The following is a 16860-nucleotide window of genomic DNA, read 5'->3' as shown; positions in this document are numbered from 1 at the left end:
CGCTTTCGTCCGACCAGGAGGACACCATGCCCGGACACCTCTCCGGCAATCTCGCCGGCCTGCGGGCCGCTTCGCCGCCCGGCCGCCACGATGTGATCATTCTGGGTTCCGGCATCGCCGGGTCGACTCTGGGCGCCATCCTCGCCAAGCAGGGCGTCTCGGTGCTGCTGCTCGACGGCGGCACGCACCCCCGTTTCGCCGTCGGCGAGTCGACGACGCTGTACACCCTGAAGGTGTTCCGGCTGCTCGCCCGGCGCTACGGCATCCCCGAGCTGGAGTCGCTCACCTCCTACGCCGGCATCCATGACGACATCGCCCCGACGTCCGGCACCAAGCGGCACTTCGGGTTCATCCGGCACGAGGAGGGAAAGGAACCGGACCCGGCCGAGTTCCTCCAGTTCAGCCCGCCGTCCAAGGCACTCCAGACCGGCCACCTGTTCCGCCAGGACACCGACGCGTACCTCTTCCACACGGCCATCGGCTACGGCTGCGACGTCCAACAGGCGTTCCACGTCGAGGACGTGGAGCTGGCCGAGGACCATGTCGCCGTGGTCGGCGGGAACGGCGAGCGGTACGAGGGGCGTTACCTCGTGGACGCCAGCGGCTTCCGCTCCCCGCTCGCCCGGCAACTCGCGCTGCGCAGGCCGCCGGAGTCGCTCAAGCACCACTCCCGTTCCATGTTCACCCACATGCTGGGGGTGCGGCCGACCGACGAGTGCCTGCGGGTGGGGCCCGAGGACGCGCCGCCGATCCCGTGGGTGGAGGGGACCATGCACCACCTCTTCGACCGCGGGTGGTTCTGGTCGATCCCGTTCAACAACGCGCCGGGGTCGAAGAACCCGCTGGTCAGTGTCGGGCTCACCTTCGACGAGCGCCGGTACCCGAGGAACCGCGAGCTGACCCCGGAGGCGGAGTTCCGGAGCTTCGCGGCACGGTTCCCGGCGGTGGAGCGGCTGTTCGCGGACGCCCGGACCGTACGGCCGTGGGTGTCGGCCGACCGGATCCAGTACACGTCCACGCAGACCGTGGGGCACCGCTGGTGCCTGATGTCGCACGCGGCCGGCTTCATCGACCCGCTGTACTCGCGCGGCCTCACCAACACCGGCGAAGTGGTCAACTCGCTGGCGTGGCGGCTGTTCGACGCGCTCGCCGAGGACGACTTCGACGAGGAGCGCTTCCGGTACGTCGACGAACTCCAGCAGGGGCTGATCCGTTACAACGACGAGCTGGTCAACTGCTCGTTCATCTCCTTCCAGGACCACTCCTTGTGGAACGCCGTGTACCGCGTCTGGTGTGCGGCCGAGGTGCCGATCAACCTGCGCTTCGACCGGTTCACCGAGCGCTTCGTGGACTCCGGCGACGACGGGGTGCTGCGCGCCTGGGAGGAGGCGGCCCACCCGGGGCTTCCGGTGCCCGGGTCCGAGGGCTACAAGGCGTTGTTCGACGAGATGGTGCGGGTCTGCGAGGCCGTCGACCGGGGCGAGCGGACCGCCGCCGACGCGGGCCCGGACCTGCTGAAGACGGTGGTGAACTCCCCCGTCGTACTGGACCATCTCGGACTGCGCGACCCCGAGTGCCGGTTCGTCTACCCCATGCCGGACGACCTGCGCCGGATGGCGAACTGGCTGCGCCACGACGGGCCGGCCGAGCTGCGCTACCTCACCACCGGCGTGGACGTGCGCGGGCTGCCGCTGGAGGCGGAACTCGACGACGAGATGGGCCTGCCGCACTGACAACGGCGGATGGAACACCGCGCGGGCGGGCGGCTCCCACTACGGGTGGGGGCCGCCCGCCTCGGGTTCAGCTCGGCCGGGGTACGACGCGGAAGACCGGGCAGCGTGCGGCGGCCGCCTCGAAGTCCGCCGGGGAGCCCGAGGCGACCAGCCCGTTGCGCACGAAGGCGCCGGCCCCTCTGGGGTTCTGGACGGGGAACTCCCGCAGCACACGGCCCCGTTCCGCCTCGGGAAGCTCGACGAGTTCCACCCGCTGCGCCCGCCGCCCACGGGTGAGCACCCCGTGCCCCGCCGCCCGCGCGTTCTTGACCCAGTCGGACCCCGGGTACGCCTGGAGGAGGTAGCGGGTGCCGTCGACGACGACCGGGGCGACCGGTGTGGTCCGTGGCAGACCGCTCGTGCGGCCGGGGACGGTGAGCAGGTGCATGGGGCCGAAGGGCAGGCCCAGGCGGTGCAGGAGGATGACGACGTGGTTGCGTGCCCGGTGCCGGGGCGAGAGGGAGCGCCGCGCGGTCATGACCGCCCCTTCTCGTGGACGCGTCGGGTGATGGCCCGGACCACGGACCGTGGCATCGCCCGCATGAGGGGCAGCCGGATGCGGTAGGCGAGGCCCGGCACCGTGGACGGGCGTCCGGCGGCCACCGCGTCCAGGCCCGCGCGGGCGACCTGATCGGCCGTCAGCCACTTCATACGGGGCAGCGCCTCGGTCGGCACCCCGGCCGCCGCGTGGAACCCGGAGCGGGTCAACCCCGTGTGCACGGTGGTGACATGGACGCCGTGGCGGCCGACCTCCATCGCCAGGGTCTCGCTCAGCGAGGACAGGAAGGCCTTGGACGCGGCGTACGTCGCGGAGCGCGGTTTGGGCAGGACGGCGACGAGCGAGGAGACGTTCACGATGCCGCCGGCGCCCCGGGCGATCATGCCCGGCAGGCATGCATGCGACAGCCTCAGGGGTACGACGGCGTTGAGTATCGCGGTGTGCAGCTCGCGTTCCGCCGGCAGTTCCGCGAAGTACCCGGAACCGCTCGACCCGGCGTTGTTCACCAGGAGTTCCACGGGCCGCTCGGGGTCGGTGAGCCGCCTCTCGGCGGCCAGGACCTCACGCTCGTCGGTGAGGTCGAGCCGAAGGACCTCCACGCTCACGCCGTGCGCGGACTCCAGCTCGCTCGCGAGCTGTTTGAGCAGGTCGCCCCGTCTCGCCACGAGGACGAGATCCACCCCCTCCTGGGCGAGCAGCCGGGCGAATGCCTCACCGATCCCGCTCGACGCACCCGTCACCATGGCCGAGCCGTAGGGAAATCGCCGCATGACATTCCTCGAATCTCTTCGACAATTCGACAATTCAACTGCATACGTCCCGACAGATTAGCCCCGCCGACCGGGAACAGGCCAGTGAATGGACGGCTCCAAAGACCCTGTGGCCCGGTTTATTTTGACTTAAGCGAGGGTTCATCGATCGATGGTGAAATACGGCTGCGCGATTGGCTCGACTTCCTTGTCCCGTCGCCCGCACTCCGCTCCTGTTCCCCGTCCCCGTCGAAATGGCTGGTCGCTCTCATGAGTTCCTCCGCGCATCAGCGGGAATCCTCGTCCGCTCCACTCCGGACACCCGACGCCGGCCCCGCCGCCCGGCTGCACTCCCTCACCGGGCTGCGCTGGATCGCGGCCCTCGCCGTCTTCCTGTCGCACGTCAGCACCCTGCTGCCGCTGCCCGGCACGAAGCCGGTGTTCGTCCTGGGCTCCTCCGGCGTGACGTTCTTCTTCGTGCTGTCGGGCTTCGTCCTGACCTGGACGTACATGGCCGGCGACCGGGTCGGCCCGTTCTACGGCCGCCGGTTCGCCCGTATCTGGCCGATGCTCGCGATCGGCGTGCTGGTCCCGCTGCTGCTCCAACTGCCCGACGCCATGCCGGGCCAGTCCGACACGCTGCTGCTGATGGCGCTCTCCGCCGTCCTCGTGTACCAGGCGTGGGTGCCTGGTTACATCCTGGGCAGTACGAACCCCGTCACCTGGTCGCTCGCCTGCGAGGCGTTCTTCTACGCGATCTTCCCGTTCGTGGCGAAGTACACGGTGCGCCGCTCGCTGCGCTGGCTCGGCTGCGCGGCGGTCGCGCTGGTGCTGGTGGGCTGGGGCATCAAGCTGTGGCTGTGGGACGCCTACCCGCCGTCGCCGCGCCCGGCGTTCACGGGCGTGGACGGTCTGGTCTTCGGCACCTACTCGCCCGTCGCCCGGGTCTGGGAGTTCCTCCTCGGGATGGTCGCGGCGGCCGCCGTGCGCAAGGGCTGGCGCTCCCCGCTCGGCGTCAGGTCGGCCACCGCGCTGCTCGTCGCCGGGTTCTTCGTGCTGTGGCTGCTGCGTGCGGAGACCTGGCGCCAGTACGTCGCCTACGACGCGCTCAGCCAGGTCTCGGCCCCGCTGTATGCCCTCGTGGTCGTCGCGGTGGCGCAGCGGGACCTGGCAGGCGGGGCGTCCTGGCTGAAGTCGAAGCCGATGGTGGCGCTCGGCGAATGGTCGTACGCCTTCTATCTTCTGCATTTCACCGTGCTCTTCGAGATATCGTCGGCGGTTTTCGACCGGAAGAGCATCATGGAATTCTATATGCGTCCGGTCGAGGCGAGCTGGTCGAATGCGGGATGGGCGGCGCTCGCCCTCGCGATCACGATCGCCGTGTGCGCCGTTCTGTACCAGTTCTTCGAACGCCCGGTGGAGCGGTGGCTGCGGGCCCGGATCGGGCGGCGCGCCGCTCGCGTCCCGGTTTCCGCAATTCAGGCGAGCGCTGCCGAGGGGCGTCGTACCGAGAGCAGTTCCGCGTCGAGGGAATGAGGGTGACAGGCATGACGACGTCAGGACCCGTCACGAACGGGGCCGCCTCCGGGCAGCCCCGGCCGGCCACGGAGCGGCCGCTTGAGGACCCCTTCGACGTGATGTTCGTCGGGTGGGCGTTCTTCCGGAGCCGGCTCCTGACGGCGGCGCTGGACCTGGAGGTCTTCTCGGTGCTGGGCGAACGGCTCCTCAGCGCCGAGGAGTTGGCCGATCGCACCGGTCTGCATCCGCGCGGGGCCCGGGACTTCCTCGACGCGCTGGCCGCCATCGGCCTGCTGTCGCGGGAGGACGGCGGCTACCGCAACAGCCCCGGCACGCTGCGCCATCTGCTGGCGGACCGTGAGGAGTTCGTGGGCGGCTTCCTGCGGATGACCACCGAGCTGATGGGCCGCGACCAGGAATCCCTCACCGGGCTGCTGCGCCATGGCACGGCACGCGGTCAGGGCGCCGGGGGCGAGGTCCCGTTCACGCAGATCTTCCACGATCCGTCCCGGCTGGCGCAGTTCCTGTCCGCCATGGACAGCTTCAGCGGGGCCGTGGCCGAGGAACTGGCGCGGGTCTTCGACTGGTCGCGCCATGCGACGTTCAGCGATGTCGGCGGGGGCCGCGGCAATCTGGCGGCGCGTCTGGCCGCCGCTCATCCCGGACTGACCGGCACGGTGCTGGACCGTCCGTCGATGGCGGAGCACTTCGACCGGCTGGTGGCCGAGCGCGGCGTGGCGAAGCAACTGCGGTTCGTGGGGGCCGACTTCTTCACCGTCGAGCTACCGCGCGCGGACGTCCTGATCCTCGGCAGCGTGCTGCACGACTGGCCGGCGCGGCAGCGCGCCACCCTGCTGCGCAAGGCGTACGACGCCGTCCACGACGGCGGGACGCTGATCGTGTACGACACGATGCTGGACGACGACCGGCGGCAGGCGGACAGCCTGATGCTCAGCCTCATCATGATGCTCCAGTCCGCGCAGGCCGGCGGCTTCACGCCGGCCGAGTGCGGGGCCTGGATGACGGAGGCGGGCTTCACGGTCGAGCGGGTCGTACGGCTGCCCGCGCTGACGACAGCGGTGATCGGCCGCAAGAATTGACGCAAACGTTGAACACCCGCCACCCGGCCGCGACCCGGGAGCGGGTGTTCAGCGCCCCCGGAATTCGTATCTGGACAACAGCGGCTGCGCTATTCTGGCCGCCAACTGCAAAGGCCATGGCACCTCGGGGGTATAGATGTCGGTCTCGGCGCATATCAGCATCCTGGTCATCGATTCGCATCCCATCTCACTGACGGGGTTGCACACGATTCTTGACGGCTGTCCCGATCTGCGGGTGGTCGGCGTCGCCCAGGACGACGACACCGCGGTCGCCCGGTACCGGGAGCTGCGGCCCGATGTCGTCATCGTCAACGCGCACAAAGACGCCACACAGGCTCTCAACAGCGTGGGGGCGCTGTCCCGGGCCCGGTCGCCGCTCTCGCCGCCCAACACGCTGGTGCTGGTCGACGACGTGGACGCGGCGGTGGACCGCGCGCTGCGGTGCGGCGTGAAAGGCCTGCTGTCCAGCGGCAGCAGTTCCGAGGAACTCGCCGCCGCGGTCCGCGTCATGGCCATCGGCCGGTCCCTCCTCATTCCCCGGGCCCGCGAGAATTCGGGCGATTCTCCGCTCGAACAGCTCACGGACCGGGAAATAGAGGTGTTTCGCCTCATGACCCGCGGATACAGCAATGCCGAAATCTCGGCCGATTTGTCATTGAGTCAGAGCACGGTGAAATCCCATATCCAGAAGGTAATGGAAAAGCTCGGTCTCCGCAATCGCGTGCATGCCGTTATTTTTGCTTACGAGAACAACATCATCCACGCGAGCCATCTGTAGCGGATCAGGCCGGCCCGGAAGTGTTTCCCGCCGGCGCGAGCAGTTGCGCGAGGACCCGCCGTACGTCGAACACGTTCCGGTCCTCGACGACAAGTCCGTTCTCCACGCGCCATAGTTGGATGCCTTCGGAGGAGATCACCCGTCCCGTGGGGGCCACTCCGGCGAACTCTCCCACGTGCGTACCCCGGGTGGTGTACCAGCTCGCCACCCAGGGCCCTTCGGCCACCTGGAGGCCGACGTCGACGGTGAGTCCGGCGAACGCGGCGCGCCGCGACCGTACGCTCCGCTTGGGGCCCTCGGGGCCGACCTGCTCCCCGCCCAACAGGAAGTCGGGGGCGAAGAGCAGATCGGCCACGGCCAGCTCGCCGCGGCTCCAGCCCTCGTCGAACCAGCGGCGGGCGAGGGCCTTGTTGGCCTCCTGGACGCTCGACTGCCCGGGTCCGGCCGTGTCGGTCACCGGTCCCCCTCCGCGGCGGGGGACTCCGCCGCGCCTGCCGCGCGCAGCGCGTCGAGGCTCTCGCGGCCGATGGTGCTCAGTGCCGGAATCGGCGACCGCGCGGCCCATTGCAGGAAATCCGCGATCTGCGCGCGGTCCGGATGGATGAAGCGCTGGTTGACGTCCTTCCAGCCGAACCCCGGGTGCACCGCCTCGGATTCCTCGATGAGGCCGAGAATGATGTCCGCCGCGCGGTCGCCGTCGATCAGCTTCGCCTCGTACTGCGCGCAGGTCTCGGCCGTCGCGTCGAGCAAGGTCTTGAAAGCGTCGTTGTCGGGCCACCACAGGCCGGTGTGGGGCGCGTTCTCCAGCGCGTCGAAGACGCTCGGGTCGCGGTGCGTACGGAAGGCGCGCAGCGCGTTGTTGATCCGGAGAGTGCCGGGGGTGTTGCCGCTTCCCCAGACCCGGAATACCGCGTCCCACAGGCGAAAGTGCGAAAAGGCGATGAACGAGCAGTTGACGAGGGTGTCGTTGTAGTCGAGCAGCCCCTGTTCGAGGTCCTCGACGTGGCGGAAGCGCTTTTCCTCGAAGTCGTCGTCCGCCAGCGCGGCCAGCAGCCGTGGCGCGAGGGCGTGGATGATCTCGAAGGTGTTGGACATGCCCCGTGAGTACAGCGGGTCGAGGAAGCCCGCGGCGTGCGACATCAGGCACCAGCGCCGGCCCACGGTCTGGTGCGACGAGTACTGCAGCCGCCCCGTGGACACCCATTCCCTGACCTTCCTGGCCCCCTCGAACTGCCGCTCCACCGCGGGGAACCGGCTCAGCAGCGCGGCGAACTCCTCCTCCGCGCCGACCCCTTCCGGCTTGGGGTACAGCCTCGGGTCGAGTGTGACGCCCACGCTGCACAGCGGGTTGCGGGAGAGTTCGTGGTTGTCGAAGGGGATGATCCAGAACCAGCCCCGTTCGAAGATGTGGTGCATGGTGCCGTTGTGCCAGGGCACCGGCGGCCGGCTCGCCTCGGGCACCTCGATGACGTCGTCGAAGGGCCGCACGCCGATCATGTGCGTGAACAGGGACCGGGAGTGGTGCCGGAACCGGGCGGGCTCCTCGCGCAGACCGAGGTGGTCGGCGAGCGGGGAGCGGAAGCCGCTCGCGTCCACCAGGTAGCGGGCCCGGATCTCGTGTCCGTCGGTTCCGATCACGGTGACGCCGTCGTCGTCGAAGTCGATCTTCTCGGCCCGCCACTGCTGACGGGTGTCGCAGCCGTGTCCGATCGCGACGCGCAGCAGGTAGGCGTCGCTGTCCTGCCGGAAGAGGTGGCTGGCGGAGGTCAGGGCGTCGGGGATGACGAACTGGTGGGCCTGCGTCGGGTCGGGTTCCTGTCCCGGGCGGTGCAGCATGAAGCCGAAGTGCTGCTTGCGGCCGAAGGTGTTGCTCACCTTCGTGTTGATGGCCGTCACGTCGGTCAGGGCCTCGAACTCCGGCACGTCGTAGCGCTCGGCGAGCACCTGGAGCCAGGAGACGAGCTGGGGGATCATCGACTCCCCCACCGCGAAGCGGGGATGGGTGCCGGCGTCGGCGATCAGCACGCTGGCTCCGCTGCGGGCCAGTACGGCGCCGAGGGTGGATCCGGCGATTCCCGAACCCAGGATCACCACGTCGTGGGTAGGCGTCTGTGTGGACACTGTCGTTCCCTTCGCAGTCGTCCGGTCTCGCACGCCGTATGGCGATCGGCGTCCGCGCGACCACCCTTGCGCACGCCGATGAAGGCGTGAGAAAGCACGTGCAAGCCACCGCGCCGCACCGCGGTGACCTGCACCTGCACACGATCAGACGCTGCGCCGGGCGGCTTCCTGCGGGGCGTCCTGGGCGGCTTCCTGGGTGGTGGAGGTCGCGGCGGCGGGGTGGGACCTCGGGCCGGATGCCCGTCCGGGGGTGGTGACGAGCAACCGGCCCAAGGAGCGTGGGAACCACCAGTTGGACCGCCCGAGGAGGGTGACCAGGGACGGGGTCAGCAGGCCCCGTACGACGGTGGCGTCGATGATGATGCCCGCCGCGAGCGCGGTGGCGAACACCTTCACGTCGGTGATCGGGATGCTGGCCAGCGCCGTGAAGGCCAGGAAGAGGATGAGCGCGGCGGAGGTGACGAGCCGCCCCGTGCGGCTGATGCCGGTCACCACGGAGGGCACCACGGTGTCCCGCTCGCCCTTGGCGGTCAGCTCCAGGTGGGTCTCGCGGATGCGGTGGAGGATGAACACCTCGTAGTCCATGGACAGTCCGAACAGGAACGCGAAGACCGCCATGGGGATCCAGATGGTCACCGCCCCGATCGCCGGGGTCCCGAACAGCGCCTCGCTGCCGTAGCCCTTCTGCCAGACGAGGACGACGACGCCGTAGGCCGCGCAGGTGGACAGCGCGTTGAGGATCAGGGCCTTGACGGGCAGGACGACCGAGCGCAGGGTCCGGGCGAGCACGACGAAGGTGAGCAGGGCGACCACGATCAGGATGAGCTCGAGGGAGCCGTAGACGGCGTCGATGAAGTCGACGTCCTGCGCGGGCCCGCCGCCGGCGAGCGCGCCGGGGGTGTCCTTCGCGGCGTCCATGACGCCGGTCACCGTGGACCGGCCGGCGCTGCTGGAGGGGTCGCCCTTCGTCCACACGTCGACGATGCGCTGTCCGCCGCGCGCCCAGTCGGCGGGGGCGACGGAGCCCGCGACGCCTTCGAGACCGCCGAGCTTCCCGTGCATGGCGTCACCGTCGGCCGCCGGCACCAGTACCTCCAGCGGACGGGCGATGCCCTCGCCGAAGCCGGCGTCGACGATCCGCTGGAACGCGGCGGCGGGCTTGCCGCCCTGAGCGAGCGTCACCGTGGCCGGTTGGCCCAGGCGCAGTGCCAGTACGGGCGCGGCCAGGGCCAGCAGCACCGCGCCGCTGAGCACGGCGCACAGGGCGGGACGGCGCGTGGTGAGCCCGGCGATCCGGCCCCACAGCTTGCTGTCGGGGCGGTGGGCGCGGCGCGGCCGGTCGAGCTTGTCGCCCCAGGCGTACAGCAGGACGGGCAGCAGGGTCAGGGCGACGGCGACGCTGACGATGGGGATCAGCAGACCCGCGTAGCCGACGCTGCGCAGGAACGGGACGGGCAGGACCACCAGCGCGGCGAGGGAGATCGCGACCGTCGCGCCGCTGAGGGCGACGGCGTGGCCCGCGCTGGCCACGGCCCGGACGACCGCCTGCCGGCGCGCCTCGGGCTCGGGGCCGTCGGCTCCCGCCTTCTGCCGCTCCTCGCGCCAGCGGGTGACGACGAGCAGCGCGTAGTCGATCGCGATGCCCAGACCGATGAGCGCCACCAGGTACTGGACGATGAAGGAGACGTCGGTGACGGTGGTGATGCCGCGCACCAGCAGGAACGTGGTGGGGATGGCGACCAGGGCCATCAGCAGGGGCACGATGGCGAGGCCGCTGGCGAAGACGAGGCCGAGGACGACCAGTGCTCCCAGGGCTCCGATCAGCGTCTCGTAGATCGGGCTGCGCTGCGCTCCGCTGTCGCGGCCCGACAGCACGGGCTGACCGGTCAACTCGACCTGGGCTCCGGCGATCCTGGCCTGCCCGACGGCCGCCTTGATCTGCGGGAGGGACTGCTCGTAGGGCACGTTGGAGCGGTTGGCCGGCGGGTAGACGAGCGCGACGGTGGTGCGCTTGTCCTGCGACACGAGCGCGTCACCGCCGGCGGTCGCGTACGAGACGCTGCGGCCGCCCTGCGGGGTGACCTTGGCGATCAGGTCGCCCCACTGCTCGCGCACGGCGGCGCTGTCGAGGGTGGCGCCCTCGGGCACCGTCACCACGAGCAGCAGGGGGGCGTTCTTGCCGCCGGTCTGCGAGAACCGCTGCGCCAGCGCGTCGTTCGCCGCCTGGGAGGACTTGTCCGGGAGCCGCGACTCGAAGGAGAGCTTGTCGATCGTGCTGCCCGACATGGCACCCCCGGCCAGGGTGAGCACCACCCAGATCAGGACCACGGGCAACCGATGGGCGAGTACCCATCGCGTCATGCGCTCCACGTCAACTCCTCCTCCTGTAGGACCGCTACTATGTAGCCACGCTACATATCGCTTTCGATCGCCAAAGTAGCCCCCCGCCGCCACGACCGCAACACCGAACCGGCTTCCGGGAAAGGGAAGTTGACGCGGACCCGCCTGTTCCGGACCACTTGTTCCGGACCACCCGTTCGGAAACGCGGAGAGCCCCCGGCGGCGGCGACACCCGTGGAGGAGTGCCGCCCCCACCGGGGGCTCACGCGGCGATACGCCGAGGTACGTAGCAGTAGAAGCCGAGGTCAGTGCCAGTAGAAGTGGTGCAGGGCCTACGAGGCGACGGCTCCCCGGACGACGGAGACGAAACGCTTCAGGGACAGCCCGAAATAGCCGCCGGCCAGGAGCGTCAGGGTCGTGGGGATGGAGACCATGGGCCAGTCCAGGGACTCCGGATGACTCAGGCCCCGGTTGAGCAGAAGCAGGATCAGCGCGCCCAGGACGGACAGGAGCCCGATGAGGGCCGCGAGCGTGCCGGTGGTCACCGTGTGGTCGTGCCGGGCGGACGCCGCCTCGAGGCCGCTGCCCCTGCGCAGCCCGGAGAACGCCCCGGCCAGGGAGAACACGCAGCCGAAGCCCACGATCGACAGCCCGATCAGCAGCAGCGGCGGATGCCGGTACGCCCAGGGTCCGGCCGGTCCCCCGAGCAGCGCGGACGCCCAGGTCGCCGCGAGCAGCGGCAGCGCGCAGACCGCCCGCAGGGCCAGCCGGTTCGCGCTGAGGCGCAGCGTGGCGTCGTTGTAGGCGCGGGCGACGTCGGTGGGCGGACCCCACTCCTGGACGGCGCGGTGCGCGGCCTCCTCGACGTCGGGACAGTCCTCCAGATTGCATTCCGCCGCGCACAGGAGGCCGTCCAGCACCTCGTCGATGATGGCCGAGCGGCGCGCGTACGACCCGACGAGGTGCTCCGCCACATGGTCGGTGTAGCGCTGCAGGACCGCCGTCTCCATCACGCCCCGCCTCCCAGCACCACCGAGATGACGGAGGAGACCTCCTGCCAGTCCGCCCGCTTCTCGGCCAGCGCCCGGGAACCGGCCGCGGTGAGGTAGTAGTTCCGGCGGCGGCGGCCGTTGTGACGCGTCCACTCACTGCCGACCAGCCCCGCGGCCTCCAGCCGGTGCAGCGCCGGATAGACCGTCCCCGTGGGCAGGTTGATGGCGTCGCCGCTGCGCCGCTTGAGTTCCTCGATGACCGCGTACCCGTGCTGCGCCCCGGGCTCCAGGACGGACAGCAGCATGCCTTCCAGGTTGCCTCTCAAGTTCTCCGCCTTCATGTCTAGCCACACTACACATCGCCGCCGGACCCGAACACGGCGTGTTTCAGGGCTTCAGGGCTTCAGGGCTTCAGGGCTTCAGGGTCTCGCCGTCCAGCCGCCCGGGAAAGTCCCGGCGCCGCCCGCACACCGAGTGTGTCCGCCCACCGCGAGCCGCGCGGCGAGCCCTGCGGCTGTCTCGAAGAGCGGCCCGGCGCGGCTGAGTTCGGCCAGGGCGTCGGCGGTCTGCGGCGGGTCATCGGCGGCGCGCAGGATGTGAGCGGTGTCTGGGTAGGTGTGCGCCTCGGCAATCCGGTCGGCCGCCGCATGGCGCTGGGCGGCCTCCGCGCGGACGGTCGCGGGCGGTCAGCAGGCGCTGCGGGCGATCCGTAGGGCGTCGGTGCCGGTCCTGGTGGAGCAACCGGACGGCACGGCGGTGCAGCGAGCAACGCGCGGGCACGGACGACTCCGCAATACCGCCGAGCGCGCCACAAGACACTGCGGGATGCCACGGGATGCCACGGGTGCCATGGGGTGCCAACCGCCGCACCGCGTAGAGGAGTTCGGTGTGTCCGCAGTCGGTGGCGGCCGTGACGAGGGCGATGCTCCCCCGGTCCTGTGACGCCTCGTCGAGCGTCTCGGTGAGTTCGGCGAGTTCGCGGGCGCGTTCAGCCGACGGTACGGCTGTCTCGGTCTTCGCCGGGCACGCCCTCTCCGGCGTCGTGGGCGGCGGCGCCCTTGTCGGGTGCCGTGGCCTGGAGCGGTTGGGAGCGCTTGGCGTCGATGAGGGTCAGTAGCGGGCCGGTCATGGCGGTCGTCACCAGGGCCATGACGACCATGAGGGAGTACAAGGAGCCGTCGAGCAGGCCGAGTTCGAGGCCGACGCCGAGGATGACCAGCTCGGTCAGACCCCGGGTGTTCATCAACGCGGCGAGGGTCGCGGAGTCCCGCGCCGGAAGGTCGTGCGACCGGGCCCCCAGGTAGGTGCCGCCGAACTTTCCGCCGATGGCGACCAGCAGGATGACGCCGAGTTCGGTGAGTCCGTCGAGTCCCACGCCCCGCAGGTCGACCTTGAGGCCCGCGACCACGAAGTACACGGGCAGCAGCAGCGAGGTGATCTCGCCGGTGCGGTCGCAGATCTCCTCGCGCAACGCGTCCATCCCCTCCCTCGGCAGCAACGCGCCGAACAGGAAGGTGCCGAAGATGTAGTGCATCCCCATCGCCTCGGTCGCCGCCCCCGACAGGAAGATCCCCACCATGACCACGGCCATCCCCGTCGGCGTGAGCGGCTTTTGGGCGTCGCGGGAGGTGAACACCCGCCGCAGCAGGGGCCGTACGGCCAGCAGCAGACCGGCGAACGGAACGAGCAGGGTGACCTGCCAGTAGTCGGCGCCGCCCACCACCGCCTGCACGCCGGCCAGCGCCGACCAGGCCACCACGTCGACGACCGCCGCGGTGGCCAGCGCGAGCCCGCCGATCGCCGTACGGGACATCCCCCGGCTGACCAGGATGCGGGAGAGCACGGGGAACGCGGTCACCGACACGGACAGTCCCATGAACACCACGAAGGCGGCGTGCTGTTCGGTCGGATGGTGGCGCAGCAGATAGAGGGCGAGCGGGACACCGAAGGCGAACGGCACCAGGGTCGAGCCCGCGGCAGCCACGAGGGTGAGTCTGACTCTGCCCCGCAGGACCCGGTGTTCCAGTTCCAGTCCGACGACGAACATGAACAGCGCGACGCCGATCTGCGCCAACGCGCCCAGCAGGGGCCGTATGTCGGCGGGAAAGAGACGGTCGGACACCGAACTGCCGAAGAGTGTGGGGCCCATGAGGACACCGGCGAGGATCTCGCCCATCACGGGCGGCTGGCCGATGCGCCCGGCCAGCGCGCCCAGCGCTCGGGCGAGCAGGAGGATCAGCGCGAAGTCCAGCAGGAGAAACAGCACTTGATGACTCGTCATGGCAGGTCGGTCCTCGATCGGCGGCTGGCGTCGGATGGAAGGGCGGTCCGCCGAGCACCCCTTGGTCTGAAGGGACGGTGGCGGCGGTCGGGCGCGGTCGGACGGCGGATCTGCGCGGTGCCGTCGCCGTGGCGCGAACCGGGTTTCCTTCGGGGCGCGTGACCGTAAACAAGATCATGGCGGCGGTGACGACGGTCGGGGAAGACGGTCGGGGAGGGCTCCAAGAGGGCGCGCCCTGACGGAGGTTGTGACCGGCCGCCGGCCCGCCCGCGCTCCTGTCGCCGATGCCGACAGCCCCGTGCCGTCTCGTGCCGCGCCGTGTCGTGCCGCGCCCCGGGTGAATGGTGAGTCACCTGTCGGCGTCCCCAGCCTGCGGTTCGGGCCGAGGTGCTGTCATCGCCCATATTGCTCACTGCGCCGAACAACGGGCCGGCCGCCCCGGCCCGAACCCCGCGCCACGGTCGATTTCACGCCAACCGCTTCCGCGCCCACCCACCGATCGGCGCGTGACGTAGCGGCCCGATGGCGGATTCATACTGCATGCAGCGCCGCCTCCGACGACGCCGTAAGCCCCGTATGCCCGGTCCTCACGGCCCTGCGCCTCGGATAAATCCCCACAGCCGTGCTACTCACACGCGACGGGGGTGGCCTGAACGCTATTGCCTCCCGACAGACTGATGTGCGAGGCTCAAAGGAGTCGTGACAGATTGCAACGGGGGTTGCCAAGTGTTCATGGATGAGTGCAGGCACATACGGGGACGACATCGACATGCCGAGTCGTTCAGCCGTTCGGGGTGATTCGCCGCAGCTTTTCGCGCCGTCCCCCGGCTGGATTTCCTGTTCGCCGACCACCGCTCTGTCCGGTGGTTTCCGGTTGAACGACCAGCTTTCCGAACATGCCGACGGAGCTCTCCTGTCGATACACCGGCAAAGCCTTGGCCATTTCCTGGACTGGCGTACATCCATGGCCGAAGGGGAGTCTCGACGGCCGGTCGGGCGGCCAGTCGGGCGGACGTGTCGGACCACCGGGGCGCACCTGTCGGCCGGCGCCGGAGGCCCGGTCCGGGCGAGCTGACGGCCCCGCCTCCAAGGCGTTCCTCTCCGAAAGGCCCTCTCACGAGCGCGACCCGGCGCTGACACCGGGCACGTTCTCGCGACGCCGATGCCCATGCCCACGTTTATGCCCATGCCCATGCCCATGCCCATGACGAAGCCGACGCCGATGCTGACGCATCTCGCTCAAGGATGTCCGCAGCGCCGCGCCCGGATCCTCGGGACGCGGACCCAGCGACCCTCACAACGGGAAGGCACCGCCGAGTAACCGCCACTCGCGAATTTCTCGCCACAGACCACCAGATCAGGGAGTCCGCAGCATATGGAGCACCTCGCCCGCCGCGCGATCATGACAATTCGTGAAAACTATCACGAGCCCCTGGCCCTCGATGACCTGGCCCGGTCCGTGATGATGAGCAAGTTCTACTTCCTCAGAGTTTTCCAGCGCACCACAGGAGTGACACCCGGCCGCTTCCTGAGCGCCGTTCGCATACAGGAGGCGAAATGCCTGCTGGTCCATACGCAGGTGAATGTGGCCGACATATCCGCGCGGGTCGGATACAGCAGCCCGAGCACCTTCTCCCGGCGTTTCACGGCCTCGGTCGGACTCTCACCCACCCAGTACCGGCGAATCAGCCGAGGTGATTGCGAGGAGTTTCCCCGGATAACCCCCGCACCCGTGACAACCGGGCCGCTCGGATCCATATCCGGAAGGGCTCATGTGACCGGGACGACCCATTCCCCCCTGTACGTCGGCGCGTTCGACAGTCCGATCCTTCAGGGGCAGCCGGTGGCCTGGAACAGGCTCGACGGAGCCGGACCGTTCTCGCTGAAGAAGGTGCCGCCGGGCACCTGGTACCTGCACGCGGTGACGCTCGACGGCCGGGCCTCAAGCGCTCAGTGCTGCGGATCGCCCCTGCTCGTGGGGGCCGTCGGCCCGGTGGAGATCGGTGCCGGCGCCCACTCCCGGCTGGACATCACGGTCCGGCAGGAGGACTGGAGCCGGCCGCCGGTGCTGCTCGCCCTGCCCGGCCTGGGCCACAGGCCCACCCGGCCGACCGGCGAGGACACCACCCGCCCGGCCGGACCGGAGGCCGGGTACCGAGCCCCTCGTCGGCGTACGGGGGCGGGCAGCAGACTCGTCGGTGTGTGAAGACGGCCGGCCGTGCCGCGGAGCGAACTCGCCCGCGGCACGGCGCTGTTCAGCCCCGCCAACTGTGCGCGGCCCGGAAGCCGTGGCCGCGGTCGAGGGGGTGCGGGCCGGCTTCGCCGGGACTCTCCTCCGATGCGGCGGCTCTGGCCCGGGCCGCCGCGCGGGCCAGCAGGACCACGGTGATGGCCGCGATCTCCTCCGACCGGGCGTGGCCCTTCTCGACGCGCAGGATGTCCTCGGCGGCGGATGCGCTCATGGGAGTGCCCTTCCTCGTCTCGCGACTCGGTTCCCGACGCGGTTCTCGACTCGGTTCTCTACGCGGCGGATCTACTGCGGCGCGTTGCCGTGCTTGCGGGACGGCAGATCGGCGTGCTTGGTGCGGAGCATCGCGAGTGCGGCGATGAGGGTTTCGCGGGTCTCGGCGGGGTCGATGACGTCGTCGACGAGGCCGCGCTCCGCCGCGTAGTACGGGTGCATCAGCTCGGACTTGTACTCCTTGACCAT

Annotated in this window: 15 protein-coding genes and 1 pseudogene; 6 read left to right on the top strand and 10 right to left on the bottom strand. The window is 70.1% G+C overall.

Going from position 1 to position 16860, the window contains the following annotated elements:
* The first annotated feature begins 26 nt into the window (after positions 1-26).
* Entirely contained in the window at positions 27-1733 is a 1707-nt protein-coding gene (locus BMZ82_RS04540) for an NAD(P)/FAD-dependent oxidoreductase (protein ID WP_093771940.1), read from the top strand.
* A 67-nt stretch (positions 1734-1800) separates the two neighbouring features.
* On the opposite strand, the gene BMZ82_RS04535 is transcribed toward BMZ82_RS04540, so the two are convergent.
* Together BMZ82_RS04535 and BMZ82_RS04530 are read right to left on the bottom strand one after the other, a co-directional pair.
* Entirely contained in the window at positions 1801-2250 is a 450-nt protein-coding gene (locus BMZ82_RS04535; protein WP_093771938.1) for a nitroreductase/quinone reductase family protein, read from the bottom strand.
* Positions 2247-3041, bottom strand: a complete 795-nt coding sequence (locus tag BMZ82_RS04530; protein ID WP_093771936.1) for an SDR family NAD(P)-dependent oxidoreductase — start codon at positions 3039-3041, stop codon at positions 2247-2249. The genes BMZ82_RS04535 and BMZ82_RS04530 overlap by 4 nt, the downstream gene beginning before the upstream one ends.
* A gap of 249 nt (positions 3042-3290) precedes the next feature.
* Here BMZ82_RS04530 and BMZ82_RS04525 point away from each other — a divergent pair, with 249 nt between their 5' ends.
* The 3 genes from BMZ82_RS04525 (at position 3291) to BMZ82_RS04515 (ending at position 6416) form a co-directional block, all read left to right on the top strand.
* Positions 3291-4556, top strand: coding sequence for an acyltransferase family protein (locus BMZ82_RS04525; protein WP_093771934.1), 1266 nt, complete (start codon positions 3291-3293; stop codon positions 4554-4556).
* An 11-nt stretch (positions 4557-4567) separates the two neighbouring features.
* Positions 4568-5638 (top strand): methyltransferase, encoded by a 1071-nt coding sequence (locus tag BMZ82_RS04520; RefSeq protein ID WP_177244389.1) that lies wholly within the window; start codon positions 4568-4570, stop codon positions 5636-5638.
* A gap of 136 nt (positions 5639-5774) precedes the next feature.
* On the top strand, positions 5775-6416 hold the full coding sequence (locus BMZ82_RS04515) for a response regulator transcription factor (protein WP_093771930.1): 642 nt from the start codon (positions 5775-5777) through the stop codon (positions 6414-6416).
* A gap of 4 nt (positions 6417-6420) precedes the next feature.
* Here BMZ82_RS04515 and BMZ82_RS04510 read toward each other — a convergent pair whose 3' ends face one another.
* The 6 genes from BMZ82_RS04510 to BMZ82_RS04480 form a co-directional block, all read right to left on the bottom strand.
* Complete coding sequence (locus BMZ82_RS04510) at positions 6421-6873, bottom strand: ester cyclase (protein WP_177244388.1); 453 nt, start codon at positions 6871-6873, stop codon at positions 6421-6423.
* A complete protein-coding gene (locus tag BMZ82_RS04505) occupies positions 6870-8537 on the bottom strand; it encodes an NAD(P)/FAD-dependent oxidoreductase (protein WP_093771926.1) in 1668 nt (555 codons plus the stop codon). The genes BMZ82_RS04510 and BMZ82_RS04505 overlap by 4 nt, the downstream gene beginning before the upstream one ends.
* Positions 8538-8681: 144 nt before the next feature.
* Positions 8682-10898, bottom strand: coding sequence for an MMPL family transporter (locus tag BMZ82_RS04500; protein WP_218159012.1), 2217 nt, complete (start codon positions 10896-10898; stop codon positions 8682-8684).
* 311 nt (positions 10899-11209) lie between these two features.
* Positions 11210-11890 carry a hypothetical protein gene (locus tag BMZ82_RS04495; RefSeq protein ID WP_143098825.1) on the bottom strand — a complete coding sequence of 227 codons (681 nt, stop codon included), beginning with the start codon at positions 11888-11890 and terminating at the stop codon, positions 11210-11212.
* Positions 11887-12210, bottom strand: a complete 324-nt coding sequence (locus tag BMZ82_RS04490) for a PadR family transcriptional regulator (protein WP_093771920.1) — start codon at positions 12208-12210, stop codon at positions 11887-11889. The genes BMZ82_RS04495 and BMZ82_RS04490 overlap by 4 nt, the downstream gene beginning before the upstream one ends.
* A gap of 647 nt (positions 12211-12857) precedes the next feature.
* The gene (locus BMZ82_RS04480; protein ID WP_093771916.1) at positions 12858-14150 is read right to left on the bottom strand and encodes a cation:proton antiporter; all 1293 of its coding nucleotides are present in this window, start codon (positions 14148-14150) and stop codon (positions 12858-12860) included.
* 1375 nt (positions 14151-15525) lie between these two features.
* On the opposite strand from BMZ82_RS04480, the pseudogene BMZ82_RS42630 reads away from it, so the two are divergent.
* Together BMZ82_RS42630 and BMZ82_RS41585 are read left to right on the top strand one after the other, a co-directional pair.
* A pseudogene (locus BMZ82_RS42630) lies at positions 15526-15822 on the top strand (helix-turn-helix domain-containing protein); the annotation flags it as partial.
* Between the two features lie 102 nt (positions 15823-15924).
* The gene (locus BMZ82_RS41585; RefSeq protein WP_256251760.1) at positions 15925-16356 is read left to right on the top strand and encodes a hypothetical protein; all 432 of its coding nucleotides are present in this window, start codon (positions 15925-15927) and stop codon (positions 16354-16356) included.
* Positions 16357-16405: 49 nt separating this feature from the next.
* On the opposite strand, the gene BMZ82_RS04470 is transcribed toward BMZ82_RS41585, so the two are convergent.
* Together BMZ82_RS04470 and BMZ82_RS04465 are read right to left on the bottom strand one after the other, a co-directional pair.
* The gene (locus BMZ82_RS04470) at positions 16406-16612 is read right to left on the bottom strand and encodes an acyl-CoA carboxylase epsilon subunit (RefSeq protein ID WP_093771912.1); all 207 of its coding nucleotides are present in this window, start codon (positions 16610-16612) and stop codon (positions 16406-16408) included.
* 71 nt (positions 16613-16683) lie between these two features.
* Positions 16684-16860 (bottom strand): carboxyl transferase domain-containing protein (locus BMZ82_RS04465; protein ID WP_305729202.1); only part of this gene is annotated, 177 nt, incomplete at its 5' end.

The organism is Streptomyces sp. yr375, from assembly GCF_900110755.1.
Classification (GTDB): Bacteria; Actinomycetota; Actinomycetes; order Streptomycetales; family Streptomycetaceae; genus Streptomyces.
The sequence above is the reverse complement of the archived record's forward strand: the minus strand, read 5'-3'. Positions and strand labels throughout refer to the sequence as shown.

Excerpts from the sequence above, each read along its gene's own strand:
- BMZ82_RS04500 (WP_218159012.1), bottom strand. The coding sequence starts at position 10,898 with ATGACGCGATGGGTACTCGCCCATCGGTTGCCCGTGGTCCTGATCTGG.
- BMZ82_RS04525 (WP_093771934.1), top strand. The coding sequence starts at position 3,291 with ATGAGTTCCTCCGCGCATCAGCGGGAATCCTCGTCCGCTCCACTCCGG.
- BMZ82_RS04480 (WP_093771916.1), bottom strand. The coding sequence starts at position 14,150 with ATGACGAGTCATCAAGTGCTGTTTCTCCTGCTGGACTTCGCGCTGATC.
- BMZ82_RS04515 (WP_093771930.1), top strand. The coding sequence starts at position 5,775 with ATGTCGGTCTCGGCGCATATCAGCATCCTGGTCATCGATTCGCATCCC.
- BMZ82_RS04530 (WP_093771936.1), bottom strand. The coding sequence starts at position 3,041 with ATGCGGCGATTTCCCTACGGCTCGGCCATGGTGACGGGTGCGTCGAGC.
- BMZ82_RS04540 (WP_093771940.1), top strand. The coding sequence starts at position 27 with ATGCCCGGACACCTCTCCGGCAATCTCGCCGGCCTGCGGGCCGCTTCG.
- BMZ82_RS04490 (WP_093771920.1), bottom strand. The coding sequence starts at position 12,210 with ATGAAGGCGGAGAACTTGAGAGGCAACCTGGAAGGCATGCTGCTGTCC.
- BMZ82_RS04535 (WP_093771938.1), bottom strand. The coding sequence starts at position 2,250 with ATGACCGCGCGGCGCTCCCTCTCGCCCCGGCACCGGGCACGCAACCAC.
- BMZ82_RS04520 (WP_177244389.1), top strand. The coding sequence starts at position 4,568 with ATGACGACGTCAGGACCCGTCACGAACGGGGCCGCCTCCGGGCAGCCC.
- BMZ82_RS04470 (WP_093771912.1), bottom strand. The coding sequence starts at position 16,612 with ATGAGCGCATCCGCCGCCGAGGACATCCTGCGCGTCGAGAAGGGCCAC.